General features: G+C 45.3%; 9 protein-coding genes, 4 tRNA genes and 1 pseudogene. 6 read left to right on the plus strand and 8 right to left on the minus strand.

The genetic code is table 11. The annotated features are described in order from the left end of the window. Nucleotides 1-48 precede the first annotated feature (48 nt). Complete coding sequence (locus AC13CK_RS06705) at nt 49-690, minus strand: fumarylacetoacetate hydrolase family protein (RefSeq protein ID WP_005108618.1); 642 nt, start codon at nt 688-690, stop codon at nt 49-51. Between the two features lie 37 nt (nt 691-727). Next, on the minus strand, nt 728-1225 hold the full coding sequence (locus tag AC13CK_RS06710) for a YcxB family protein (protein WP_191111874.1): 498 nt from the start codon (nt 1223-1225) through the stop codon (nt 728-730). Nucleotides 1226-1383: 158 nt separating this feature from the next. Between AC13CK_RS06710 and AC13CK_RS06715 the strand changes: the two genes are divergently transcribed. Further along, nucleotides 1384-2682: an SRPBCC family protein gene (locus tag AC13CK_RS06715; RefSeq protein WP_425879510.1), complete on the plus strand. Its 1299-nt coding sequence runs from the start codon at nt 1384-1386 to the stop codon at nt 2680-2682. A gap of 105 nt (nt 2683-2787) precedes the next feature. On the opposite strand, the gene AC13CK_RS06720 is transcribed toward AC13CK_RS06715, so the two are convergent. The 5 genes from AC13CK_RS06720 to AC13CK_RS06740 all read right to left on the minus strand — a co-directional run bounded on the left by AC13CK_RS06720 (nt 2788) and on the right by AC13CK_RS06740 (nt 4183). Beyond that, nucleotides 2788-2864, minus strand: a tRNA-Arg gene (locus AC13CK_RS06720). Nucleotides 2865-3151: 287 nt separating this feature from the next. Beyond that, nucleotides 3152-3757, minus strand: coding sequence for a dihydrofolate reductase family protein (locus tag AC13CK_RS06725; protein ID WP_482831028.1), 606 nt, complete (start codon nt 3755-3757; stop codon nt 3152-3154). 118 nt (nt 3758-3875) lie between these two features. After that, nucleotides 3876-3952: transfer RNA gene (locus AC13CK_RS06730), tRNA-Arg, on the minus strand. A gap of 48 nt (nt 3953-4000) precedes the next feature. Next, a tRNA-Arg gene (locus AC13CK_RS06735) sits at nt 4001-4077 on the minus strand. A 16-nt stretch (nt 4078-4093) separates the two neighbouring features. Then, a tRNA-Ser gene (locus AC13CK_RS06740) sits at nt 4094-4183 on the minus strand. Nucleotides 4184-4446: 263 nt separating this feature from the next. Between AC13CK_RS06740 and rnr the strand changes: the two genes are divergently transcribed. From rnr to AC13CK_RS06765, 5 genes and pseudogenes are all read left to right on the plus strand, one after another. Beyond that, nucleotides 4447-6894, plus strand: a complete 2448-nt coding sequence (gene rnr / locus AC13CK_RS06745) for a ribonuclease R (protein ID WP_425879507.1) — start codon at nt 4447-4449, stop codon at nt 6892-6894. 456 nt (nt 6895-7350) lie between these two features. After that, nucleotides 7351-9405 (plus strand): M3 family metallopeptidase, encoded by a 2055-nt coding sequence (locus AC13CK_RS06750; protein ID WP_425879546.1) that lies wholly within the window; start codon nt 7351-7353, stop codon nt 9403-9405. A 40-nt stretch (nt 9406-9445) separates the two neighbouring features. Further along, a complete protein-coding gene (locus AC13CK_RS06755) occupies nt 9446-9655 on the plus strand; it encodes a YheV family putative zinc ribbon protein (protein WP_171054337.1) in 210 nt (69 codons plus the stop codon). 17 nt (nt 9656-9672) lie between these two features. Next, complete coding sequence (locus AC13CK_RS06760) at nt 9673-10107, plus strand: restriction endonuclease subunit S domain-containing protein (protein WP_416711382.1); 435 nt, start codon at nt 9673-9675, stop codon at nt 10105-10107. A 55-nt stretch (nt 10108-10162) separates the two neighbouring features. Continuing rightward, nucleotides 10163-11044 (plus strand): annotated as a pseudogene (locus tag AC13CK_RS06765) (DMT family transporter). A 62-nt stretch (nt 11045-11106) separates the two neighbouring features. On the opposite strand, the gene AC13CK_RS06770 reads toward AC13CK_RS06765, so the two are convergent. Next, entirely contained in the window at nt 11107-13389 is a 2283-nt protein-coding gene (locus AC13CK_RS06770) for a TRAP transporter large permease subunit (protein WP_425879503.1), read from the minus strand. Nucleotides 13390-13518 lie beyond the last annotated feature (129 nt).

Raw genomic sequence — 13518 nt, forward strand, 5'->3', positions numbered from 1 at the left:
ATGCATATGAAAAAGGAGCCCATTGGCTCCTTTAATTTAAAATCTTGGTTATTTCACAAAAGTCGTCCAGACATAATCCTGAGACTGCCCCTTCAGCGTCATTTTCAGTTGATCGCCTGAATGCAATGCCGCAACGCCTGCCGGGGTACCGGTCATCACCACATCGCCTTCTTCCAAAGTAAAGACCTGACTGATGTCAGCCAGCAAGGTCGCAATATCAAATATCAATAAAGCGGTATCACCTTTTTGACGTAGCTCATCATTGACTTGCAGTGTGTAATGCACATCTTTCCAGTCAGTGACTACATCGGCGACAGGTACCCAATCCGACAACAGACAAGAGCCATCAAAGGCTTTGGCACGTTCCCAAGGCTGGCCTTTTTTCTTGAGATCATCCTGTAAATCACGCAAAGTTAAGTCCAGACCTAAAGTCACCGCACCCACAGCTTCAAGTGCTTTCACAGGATCGCTTTCTTTGCTTAAAGTCCGGTCAATACGCAAACTCAGTTCACATTCATAATGGCAATTGCCCCATTCCGGATTCCACTCAATGCCTGCTTCGAGCGAACTTAAGGCACTCGGTGGCTTGATAAACAATACCGGACGATCAGGGATCGCATTGCCGAGTTCTTTGGCATGATCGGCATAACTGCGACCCACACAAACGATTTTGGATGGACGTGTGCTCATGATCAAAACTTCCCTTTTCCTTTTATAGATATCTGAATTATTTTTTAAATGTATGCTCGAACATACTCTGTTCAGTGCCGTCCTTAAATGCACGCTTCGGCACAATAACCACGGTACGGTTTTTCAATTCCAGCATATAAGTCAGTTTACCAACAGCAAAATTCTGCACTTCGCTATATGGCACCAGCTTGCTACGATCATTGGTAAAAATTTCCGCATAGTCCTGATACAAATCAATACCCTGTTCGCTTTTACCAAACTGATATTTAACAAACTGGCGTTTAAACATCATCGGCAGGAACCAGTAACGCATGATGCCTTGCAGTATCAGGAAGAATGCACCCAAAGCCACGTAATAACGTCCAACGCCATCAAAGCCCATCGAGAAACCCCAGACGATGATCCCGATACTGACCAGAGGCGTCAGAAAACGTGAAATCTGCTTTTTACCAAACGTTGCCAGGGCAAAACCATCCTGAGATTCTTCTAAAGTCAGAAAATAACGGGTCGATAAAGTCGGTGCTGACTCAGTCATAGCATCACATCAAAAATAAAATCTTGCCCAATACTATACCAAAATATCCATAGCGCTTATGGCCTGTCGCATCAATTACATAACTTTGCTTTGGAAATACGTGCATTTGGTTTTAAATAAACAGCAATTAAAACAAAAAATACGCAACAGGATGTTGAATGAAAGAATTAAAGCAATGCATGCTCATCGGTGTTTGTTTGGCAGTTTCTGTCCCAGCACTGGCCAAGATTATTCCCTGGAATGCCGAAATACCAAGCAGTCTGAGTGCTTATCAAGGCAATGCCCAGCAACTGGCAGAATTAACCGGCGAGCGGATTCTGATTTATGCGCATCCAACCAGTAAAACCCAGCTTCCCACCTTAAACAGTAATGCAGCCAGCAAGACACAGTTTTATAGTGCGGCTGTGGTATTACCGGTAGCTGAAGCTCAGGTCGAAAAATTGCTGCGCCATTATCCGAATTATGTCGGCCTGTTTCCGACCTTAAAGTCGGCCAAAGTGCTGGAGCAGCAGGGTTCGATTCAGCAGGTTAAATATCAGGTTCATATCCCGACCCCGATTCCAGTCTTGAACTTTAAAGAAACCGTAGTGATGCAGCATCATCTGGGTGAAAACAGCATCAGCACCTTAATTATTGATGCGCCAATTCCCTATGGTGCGGGAAAACTGGAATGGTTTGCACTGGGTCCGCATAAAACGCTGGTGACTGTCACCCAATGGGGCGACCTGAATCAGCCCAAAGGCTTTTTATTCAGTAAAATCCTGAATGCGCTGCCTGAAGCCAAACTCGGCATTCCGCCGAGTACCAATGCATTTCTACTGGAAGCACTACAACAGCGCTTTGAAACCGATCATACAGCGGCACTAGCAACTCCAATTCCGCAGATGAGATTCAACCCTCAACAGCTACAAAAAATTGCCCAGATCAGCCAAAAATCTGGCCAACCAGTCAGTTTCATTTTGCCGAACTATCAGATTAAAGAAGGAAAAGCCTCAGAAAATTTAAGATTTAGCAGCACCTATCAATATTTTGCGCATCCGGTCGAAAAATTGCGGCCGTGGTTGGCTGCTGAAGCAACCCAGCAACTTTTCCCCCGGCAGATCAAGAAAGTCGAACTCAATTCGGTCAATACTCAGAATATAGATGCCAACTATAAGGTGTCGGTGGGTTTGGGTGTGATTCAAATTCCATTTAATTTCAAGATGCGTTTTTACCAGCCTGATTCCCTGCAAAACCAGTTTAATGCCAATGGTGGCGACTTGAAGTTTGTAAAAGGTGGCATGCGCTTATTGCCGCAGTCACAAGGTACCTTATTTCAAATTACCAGCAGCATGAAAATTCACGATCAGGCGTCGTTCTTATTAAGAGCCATGCGTAGCATGCCCTATCATGATATTTTACCAGCAGTGGGTGGTAATACCGTTTATGCACTGAAAGTGCAGCAGAAATTAAGATGAGCAGGAAGCAGAGAGTTATTGGTTTTTTATATGAAAAATAGTTAAAAATCACAGACGTAAAAAAACCGCATCAACGTGCGGTTTTTTCAGAATTCTTATCAAGATTGGTGCGCTCAGAGAGATTCGAACTCCCGACCCCTTAGTTCGTAGCCAAGTGCTCTATCCAGCTGAGCTATGAGCGCGACGTCTTGATGGGGTGCATTATACGAGCTTTTTCAGTCTTGTTAAGTGTTTTTTAATAAAATCACAACTGAATGTACAGTAATTAAACGATGTATCAAAATTTATAGTTTTCTGCTGAAAATTTCTGCGGATTTAGAGCTAAAAACACTTAATTAATTCAATCAAGAGGCTTGTATTTTCCAAAAATTCCATCACTACGCAATGGGTCAGCCTTAAGTATTCTTAACCAGGTATTCAGCCAGAATAGAATTCAAATATAAAACGACCATCATCCTTGTACACTTTATCACTCGCCTATTGTTCCAGTCTTTACTTCTCCTGCCCTTTGATAATGCGTAAACACAATACCATTTGAGCTGGCCAGATGATCTATCAATTGAAAAGCGGCGGGTATTGATTCATGGCTAAACAGGCCTTTGCCAACACCGAGTATAATTGGAAAAGTCAGCAGACGAAGTTCGTCCACAAGCTCATATTTGAAAAGTGTCTGTACCACTGCAGCACTACCATACACGCGAATATCCCCCTCTCCCGATGCTTTAAGATTGATTATCTCATCAATGCTTTTCAGAAAAAGGGTATTTTGCCAGTCGGAATGCTCCAGACTAGTAGAAAGAATATATTTATTGACGTCATTGATTCCCGGCCAGTCTTCAGTATGTGTGGGCCAGTAAGATTCAAAAATCTGAAAAGTATGTTTCCCTAAAAGAATATCGGAGGGCTGCATCCATTTTTGTATAATGACATCAAATGCCGGATCAGGTTCCGCATTAAAATACGGCGCCACCCAGCCACCATATTGAAAGCCACCAGATATATCTTCTTCTGGGCCGCCGGGCCCCTGCATCACGCCATCGAGGGTCAAAAACTCCTGGACAATGATTTTTCTCATCACGACTGCCTTTATTTTTATTCACTCGCCTGAGACTTATTTTTAGCATGTAATGTCTGGTGTTTCTGTAAATTTTAGACACAAAAAAACCGCAACATGTGCGGTTAATTGTTCAAGTTGGTGCGCTCAGAGAGATTCGAACTCCCGACCCCTTAGTTCGTAGCCAAGTGCTCTATCCAGCTGAGCTATGAGCGCGTAACTTGTGTGCCTAGGTTGGCAATACGTTTTTTTGCTTAACTTACTTGGTGCGCTCAGAGAGATTCGAACTCCCGACCCCTTAGTTCGTAGCCAAGTGCTCTATCCAGCTGAGCTATGAGCGCGCGACATAAGTAAGCGTGGCGGTGAGAGAGGGATTCGAACCCTCGATACAGTTACCCGTATGCGTCCTTAGCAGGGACGTGGTTTCAGCCACTCACCCATCTCACCGTAACGTGCGGCCATAATACAAATTTCGGCATGGCACTGCAAGCGCAGCATCAAAAAAAAGTGCATATTTTTGCTCGTTTAAATACTTTTTAAGCAATTCCTCGATTTTTCGTGCATTTTGATGGCAAAAAAACTGCATAAATTTCCAGTTATCGAAAATTAACAGAAAATTGAAAACTTAAATGGATTATTGCAATCATTTACGTGCAGTCTGCGCACACATGTTTTATGCTAAACCTATCTCCTAAGATAAATTTAAAGACATGATGAAAAACTGGGTCGATCCTGAAGCAAAAGCTGAAGCCGAACGTTATGACAACCCTATCCCTAGCCGCACGCTCATTTTAGAAACCATCGAAAAGAACAATGCCCAGTCCCATGCAGACCTGGTCGAACATTTTGAAATTGCAGATCAAAAAAGTATTGATGCCCTAAGCCATCGTTTAATTGCGATGGTGCGTGACGGGCAACTGATGAAAGACGGCTACAAGTTTCAGATTGCCGTCGAGCAACCTGAATCCGAAGCGACGGTTTATATCAATTCCCGGGGGATGGGAACTGCCAACATTTCCGGCCAGGACGACTTATTATTGGCTGAGCGTGAACTGCGCCTGGTCTTTAATGGTGACCGCGTTAAAGTGCGTCAGACTTCGGTAGACCGTAAAGGTAAAGCCTGGGGCTATATTACTGAAGTTGTGCAGCATCGTGTCAAACAGATCATTGGTAAAGTGTCAGAATATGATGGTGAATACTTTATCCAGCCAGCCAACCCAAATGCGCATCAGCCAATCACCCTTGAAAAAGAACTGATCGAACATGCCCAGGCTAATCTGGGTGACTCTATTCGTGTGGCGATTGATACCTATCCGACCCGTGAAGAATTCGCGACTGGACATATTGTGCAGTCCATGGCAGACAAGGCCGATACTGAAATCATTATTCCACAAACCATTTTAGAATATGGTTTGCCTTATGAATTCCCGGAAGAAGTGGTTAAAGAAGCCGAGAGCTTTAAAGAGCCAACGGCCAAAGACCGTGAAGGTCGTGTGGATCTACGTGATTTAGCCTTGGTCACCATTGATGGTGAAGATGCACGTGACTTTGATGATGCCGTTTATGCCGAAAAACGTCCGGGTGGTGGCTATCGTGTGGTCGTGGCCATTGCCGATGTCAGCCATTATGTACGTCCAGGCAAACCGCTAGATGATGAAGCGCAGGAACGCGGGACGTCAGTCTACTTCCCGCACTTCGTTTTACCGATGCTGCCTGAAGCATTGTCGAATGGCCTGTGTTCGTTAAATCCGAACGTTGACCGCCTATGTATGGTCTGTGATTTAAAACTGTCACGTGCTGGCCGAGTCACCGGTTTTGAGTTCTATCCGTCTGTCATGCATTCCAAGGCACGTTTGACCTATGATCAGGTCGCACAGTATCTGGAAGGTGACAGCCAGGCGATTACCGAAGATCGCGAAGTTCGCAAGTCGATCAACACCCTGTTCCAACTTTATCAAGTTCTTAAAAGTTTACGTGCTGAACGCCATGCCATGGAATTTGAAACTGTTGAAACTTACATGACCTTCGACGAACTGGGCGGAATTAAAGAAATTCTTCCACGCAGCCGTAATGATGCGCATAAGCTGATTGAAGAGTGTATGTTGCTGGCCAACGTGGCAGCCGCAGAATATGCATTGAAAAATGAAATGCCAATGTTGTACCGTGTGCATGAGCCACCAGAGTTCTCACGTATCCAGAAAGTCCGTGACTTCGTCAAGCTGCTGGGTTTGAATTTCCCGGAACAGCCGACTCAGAAAGATTATCAGGCGGTGATTGAAGCGACCAAAGAACGGATTGATGCACCAAGTATTCATGCGGTGTTATTACGCTCCATGATGCAGGCTTATTATGGCGCGAGTAATGCAGGCCATTATGGTCTGGCTTATGAAGCCTATACACATTTCACTTCACCAATTCGCCGTTATCCGGATTTGTTATTGCATCGCGCAATCAAAGCGCATTTAAATAACAAGCCATCTCCACTTTCAGGGGGTGCTTTAGATGAAGCTGGTGACCATTTCTCAGCGACAGAACGTCGTGCAGATGAAGCATCACGTTCGGTGACGACCTGGTTGAAATGCCATTATATGCAGCAGCATCTGGGCGAAGAATTTATCGGTATCATCAGTGCGACGGCAGAATTCGGCCTGTTTGTAACGTTAAAAGACCTGTATGTCGATGGTATGGTGCATGTCAGCCAGCTAGGCGACGACTTCTTCGTCTTTGATCAAAGCAGCCAGAATCTGATCGGCCAGAACCGTGGTCAGGTCTTTGGGCTGGGCGATGAAGTCAAAATCAAGGTTGCCGGTGTAAATCTGGAAGAGCGCAAGATCGACTTTGAACTGGTGCAACAACTCAGCCATGCTGGCCGTGCAGTTCGTGCCCGTGCACCACGCGTAAGTGAGAAAAAACCAGTATCACGTCCAGCCGCGACAGAAGAAGTGTTCGGCAACAATGAACGTGAATCTAAATCCAACCTGAGCGCCGATGGAGAACAGCCCATACGACGCAAAAAAGGAAAAGGAAAACCCAGCTCTTACAGTAAAAAGTCTGCTAAACCATCTGCAGGAAAGTCTGAAGCAAAGGTTAAAGATAAAGTAAAGAAAAAGGCCAAGGTCAAAAAGAAAAAGTCGAATGCAAAAGCCAAGACTGAATAATTTTTGATGGTTTAAAAAGAGCGCTACGGCGCTCTTTTTTCTTTTAAACCTTATCCAGAATAAATACGATTAGAGTAAAAATACTTACCGCATCGAATCATCAACTTAGATCAGTCTGATCAGGTACCTTCCCTATTTCTAAACAAAACTGACAGGAAAACTGCCTCCTATTTTGATCTACACTCAAGCAGTGAAATTCAAAGATCTGCAAAGACATATTTCCTATTTCTTTGAAACAGACTATGGAATTCTGCCTATTCTTAAACTATCTGTTTCGGAGTTTCAGCGAGCAACACCAATCAGTTGAACTATAACTCAACATTAGTAAAAGTAGCTTGGACATCATTGTGAACGAGATTGAATAAATCTCGATACCTCCTGCTTCAGAATAAATCACCGGTCAAGCTTGATTTCTCGATCAAGAAGCCTTACTTCTAGAACTAACACTGAAAATTAATTTGGCAGACCGACATGACTTTAGAAAAGGCAACTTTGCCTGTTCCGCAATTTGATCAGATTACGCTGGCTGAGCTAAAACAAAAGATTGAAAGCTGTATTGCTGAGGGGCAAAAGTTCCTAAATGAACTCACCGAAACACCTACTTCAGTACAGGAGCAGCTGACTACACTGGAACATGTCGACACGCTTGAAAACAATATGAGTGAGTCTTGGGGCATCCTGTCGCATTTAAATGCCGTGATGAACAATGCCGAAACCCGTGATGTCTATCAAGCACTTTTACCGGGTCTTAGCGAATATTATACGCAACTGGGTCAACATACGGCGCTCTATCAGACCTATCAGCATATTTATGATGCGTCGATTTATAATGAACTGCCGGCAGCGCAGCGAAGCGCCATTAAACTGGCCTTACGTGACTTCAAACTGTCTGGGGTGGCGTTAGAGGGTGAAGCGAAAAAACGTTATGCGGAAATTTCGGCACGTCTGTCCCAATTATCTTCCGACTTCTCCAACCATGTGCTAGATGCGACTCAGGCCTATTTCAGACCGCTAAATGAAGATGAGTTAGCGGGTCTATCTACCAGTAATATTGAGCTGTTAAAACAATATGGTCAGCAACGTGAACTGGATCAACCGGTGGCTACGCTGGATTTCCCGTCTTATCTGGCGATCATGACCCATTCAGAAAATCGTCCTCTGCGTGAAGAACTCTATAAAGCTTATACTACCCGCGCGTCAGATCAGGCTGAACAGAGCGAGTTTGACAATACTGCATTGATCGAAGAAATCCTCAGTCTGCGTCTGGAAATGGCAAAACTGCTTGGCTTTAATAATTATGCGGAATTGTCCTTAGCCAGTAAAATGGCACCGAGTGTAGAGGCAGTAGACGAATTTTTGCGTGATCTGGCAGAGCATGCCCGCGCACCAGCAGAACAGGAAATTGCTGAACTGAAAGCGATTGCTGCTGAAGATGGCATCCGTGACCTACAACCGTGGGACAGTGGCTATTATTCTGAAAAGCTGAAAATGCAGCAATTTAATTTGTCACAGGAAGCGCTTAAACCTTACTTCCCTGCACCGAAAATCCTGCAAGGCCTGTTCAGTATTGTTAATCGTCTGTATGGCATTCAGGTGATTGAACGTGAAGCGCCTGTATGGCATCCGGATGCACGTTATTTTGAATTAGAAGATCAGGGTCAGGTGATTGGCGGTTTCTATTTTGATCTATATGCACGTCAGGGCAAACGTGGCGGTGCATGGATGAGCGGTTTCCGTTCCCGTATGCAGACCAGTGATGGCTTGCAAAAACCGATTTGTTATATGGTCGGTAACTTTACTCCACCCGTCGGTAATCGCCCTGCACTGCTGACTCATGATGAAGTGATTACCCTGTTCCATGAATTTGGTCATGGCCTGCATCATATGCTGACAGAAGTGGACAATATTGCGGTAGCAGGTACCCATGGCGTGGCGTGGGATGCCGTTGAGCTGCCAAGCCAGTTTATGGAATTCTGGGCATGGGATCAGGAAAGTCTAGATCTGCTCAGCGAGCACATCGAAACCCAAGAATCCTTGCCGGCTGAACTGCTCAAGGCCCTGCTCGATGCACGTTTCTTCCAGTCTGGCATGCAAACCCTGCGTCAGCTTGAATTTGCCCTGTTTGACCTGAGTATTCACCGAGCCAATCCGGCTTTAAATGCAACACAGGTTCAGGCTACTCTGAATGAGATTCGTGAAAAGTATGCGGTCCTACCGACCACCGACTATAACCGTTTCCAGCACAGCTTCAGTCACATTTTTGCCGGTGGTTATGCAGCAGGATATTATTCCTATAAATGGGCCGAAGTTTTGGCCAGTGATGCCTTTGACCGCTTTGAAGATGAAGGTATTTTTAATACCACTACCGGAAAGCAGTTTCGGGAAAATATCCTCGCAGTTGGCGGAAAAGACACAGCACTTGACGCATTTATCAATTTCCGCGGACGCGAGCCAAAAATAGATGCGTTGCTGCGTCATCAAGGTTGGACGAACCCCTCTAAAAACGCTTAAACTAGCTTTTTAAGTTGATCACAAGGTGAGTATGATGACCATTAAACGTCGTTTCATTGCAGGCGCAAAATGTCCAAAATGTCAGGCGTTAGATCGCGTCGTCATGCTGACCTCTGGTGAAGATGAATGGATCGAATGTATTGAATGTGGTTATGAAGAAAATCGTCCCACACATGTTGATCAACCAGAAACACCAGCTGTTCCAGATGAAGTTGGCGTGATTCAGTTTAAACCTCGTTCAGTAAAATAAAAATCAAGGTTCAAGCTATGTCAGTAGAACAAAGAAATAACCCCAAACTTTTAATGGGGATTATGGGGGCTTTAGTTACTGTCGTTGCATTGGTATTGCTATATCAGTGGTTGAATGCCTCTTCCGGTGAAGCGGAACGCATACATCAGGAAGATATCGCGGCTGTTCCGGCAGCAAAACCTGCGGCGAAAACTGAAGAAGATACGGCGGCAGCGAAAGCACCTGAGACGATCGAAGCTAAAGCACTGGTATCAGATGAGCTGTTAGATGCACCAGTGCCGGAGAATGCCAGTTTGGCCAAAGAAGAAGTGGCTAAATTAGATGACATCCAAGTTCAGCTCAATGAACAAAAAGCCACACTGGATGCGCAGCATAGCGATGCCGACCAGTTGATCCAACTGAAAGAGGAACAGATCAAGTTACTTGAAGCACAACTTGCTCAAAGCCAGTAAATCTCGACAGCATTTCAGCTAGAATATCGTCAGATCTTCTAGCTCAGTTGTTTCCATGTCTGCCCCAGCCGCTCCGCATCTGCTTAAAGCCATTCTGTTACTGACCTGCTCTGCTTTTCTCTTTTCAGTCATGGGCGTCTGTATCCGTTATGCCTCAACAACAGTTGATAATGCTACCGTGGTTTTCTTTCGCAATTTTGTTGGGCTGTTTATTTTCCTGCCTTTCATTTTCAATAAAGGCATTGGTTTTTTCAAAACTGAAAAACTATGGATGCACACTTGGCGCGCAGTGGTCGGCCTGACTGCCATGTACGGCTTTTTCTATGCCATCGCGCATTTAAAACTCTCCAATGCCATGGTCTTTACCTACTCTTCCCCGATTTTTATTCCTTTGATTGCCTGGCTATTTCTCAAGGAAAAAATCACCACAAGCATGTTAGCCGCAGCTCTGATTGGTTTCATCGGCGTACTCTGTGTCGCCAAACCAGATTCGGGTCTAATTAACCTGATGTCGGTCATTGGCTTGAGTGCCAGCTTTCTGGCGGCGGTGGCCTTTGTCACGGTTCGGGCACTGACTAAAACTGAGTCTCCGGAAAAAATCGTGTTTTATTTCTGCTTTATTGGCACCCTGATTTCAGTGATTCCGATGTTCTGGCTATGGCGACCTTATACCCTGACAGAACTCAGCTATCTGATTACTGCCGGCATCCTGGCCAATTTCAGCCAATTGTTTATGTCAAATGCCTACAAGCTGGCTCCGGCAGGATAGATTGGACCGGTCAACTATGTGGCGATTTTCTTTGCCGGCATGTGGGGCTTTCTGTTCTGGCAGGAAGTTCCGGACCTTTATAGCCTGATTGGGCTGGGGCTGATTTTCTGTGCGATTCTACTGTGTAGTCCAATTCTGCAAAAACGCCTGAATTCATCCAAAATTTGATTAACGAATTTAAATCAAATAAATAAAAAAGCACCCGAAAGTGCTTTTTTATTGCTTTTTTCTTATTGATACCAGCCGAACAGCTTAAAGATATAAGGCACATAGGCAATGATCAGCATCGCAGGCAGCAATACTATCACTGGTAAAATCCAGCGTTCATAACGGTAGTAGAAAGACAAGTGTCGTACTTCTGCATCCGCCTCGGCCACTTCGGCATCGCCAATCGACTGTCTGGCCAGCAGATGATTTAGCGCAACCGGTGGCGTCACATAACCCAGCTCAAAACCAATCAGGGTAATCATCCAGAAATGTACTGGATGAATGCCGTATTGATAGGCCACTGGAGCCACGGTCGCCGAGATCAGAATCACCGCGCCAAATGGATCCATGATCATCCCGACAAAAATCATCAAGCCGACAATCAGGGAAATCACCAGAATGGTACTGCTGATGTCGGTCGGGAAGGCTTCCATAATTTCAATACGTTCCAGCAAGCCACCCACACTCACCGAAAGTGCCATCAGAATGACCAAGGCACCAATATGGCCCACCGTCTCACTGGTCGAAATATGCATAGACTTCCAGAAACCGACATTACGCAAAATTTCAGTCGCTTTTGAACGCTGCACAGTATGATCAACAGCCAATTCTTTGCCTGGTTGTTCACTATGTTCAGCCTCACGATATTCTGCATTGGCTGCGGCACCGGCTGTCGCCAGTTCAGGTGCCGATCTTGAGTTTAAAGTTGCGGTCAAAGTTTCATCCCAATGCCCCACTGCCGGCAACGGCGCAGGTTCATGACGCAACTTGTCGAACAAGACAATCATCAGCAGAATGACTGGCATCATCACTGGTGCGGTAAATTCATTCAGGTCAGTCGACAAGGCATATTTATAGAATAACCAGATCAGAATGAAAATCACGATATATGGAATAATCGCAATGAAGGCGCGACCGGATTGAGGAGCAGCCACAATAGGTGCAGCAATCCGGAATTTGTTTTCTGCAAAGAACAGGGAAATTACCAGGAATAAAGTCGAACTGAGCAGGAAGACATAAATCCCGTAGTGATAGAGTAAGTCGGTGGTCACTTCTTTATTCAGTGATGCCACCACGACAATCAGCAAGCAAGGACGTAAAACCACGCCCAGTGAACCAGACATTGCAGTGGCGGCCAATGCAAACTGACGGCGTCCGCCCGCATTCCAGACTTCCTTGTAAATAATCGCACCTGCGGCAATTACGAAAATCCCTGATGCTCCGGTATAGGCGGTCGGTAATGCAGCTGCCAGCAAGATTAACCAGGTCAGGGTTTCAGGGGCCAGATTCCATGGACGCAGAATATTCAGGAACATGTCCACGACACGGGTCTGTTTCAGCAACATACCGACCCAGATAAACAAGGCCAAATTCAGAAAGATACTAGAAAACTCCACCAATTGACCGAGGTAAATCCCCTGTCCCATTGGATAGTCCATAAAGAAAGTGAAGTTTATCCCGGTAGTAATGGCCATATAGGCATATAGCGGTACACTCAGAAAGGCCAGACCAAAACTGCCACCCTCACGTGTTGGTTTTGGTTGTTTGATCACCTGATACAAGCTGATCAGGGTGAGTGCGCTGAACAGAATCATCCACAACCAGTAGATGTATTTCATCTCCCCCATCGGCACGCCCGAGTTCAATACGGACTGATATTGGCTATAGGATGAAAATGCCAGGAAAGCATTAGCGACCAGCATGGCGACCGAATAAACTTTAAAGTCGATACGCGTGCTCGGGCTACGCAAGCCAATATGATGGGTTTTTAGAGTGGCACTGATCGCAGCAAAGACCACCATGATGACCAGAAGCAAAGCCCGGTTTTCCGTACCAAACTTGAAGATGCCAAAGAAAGAAGTTTCAAAGGTCCGATAAGCCCGAATACTTGGATGTGCTTGCACATGTTGAATGGCTTTATCATAAAACAGGTAGGATTCTTCACAGACCTGCTGTGCCTGTAACACCGCAGCACGGACATCCGCTTCCGAACGCACCCCGAAGAAGTCGGCATAATCATCGGCTGCATCGGCTTTTATCTGCTGCTGAACGCGTTGATCGACATTAATATTGCGTTCACATTGTGGACGCGTCGGCTCAGCCCTTAAAAATGAATATTGCATTCCTGTTGCCGGATCGCCGTAAATACGCTCCCCCATACGCAGCAACTGGCCGTGAATCATTTCCCCGGTGCCAATAATCAAAGTGAGCAAAAGTAAAACCAGCACGACGAAGGTCGAGATCCACTCTGTCCATATATAACGCAACAGACCTAATCCTGATCTGTTTTGATCATTATTTTGCATGTGTATTCCTATTTTTATTTTAGCGGCCTGATGCTTGGTCTAGGACGCTGATCTTCCCTTCTGCCTAGAAAATTCCTTTTCAAAGGTCAGGATCTTTATTCTATGTTTTGACTTTGCATGAAAATTGGC

This window comes from Acinetobacter sp. L-24 (assembly GCF_056857555.1).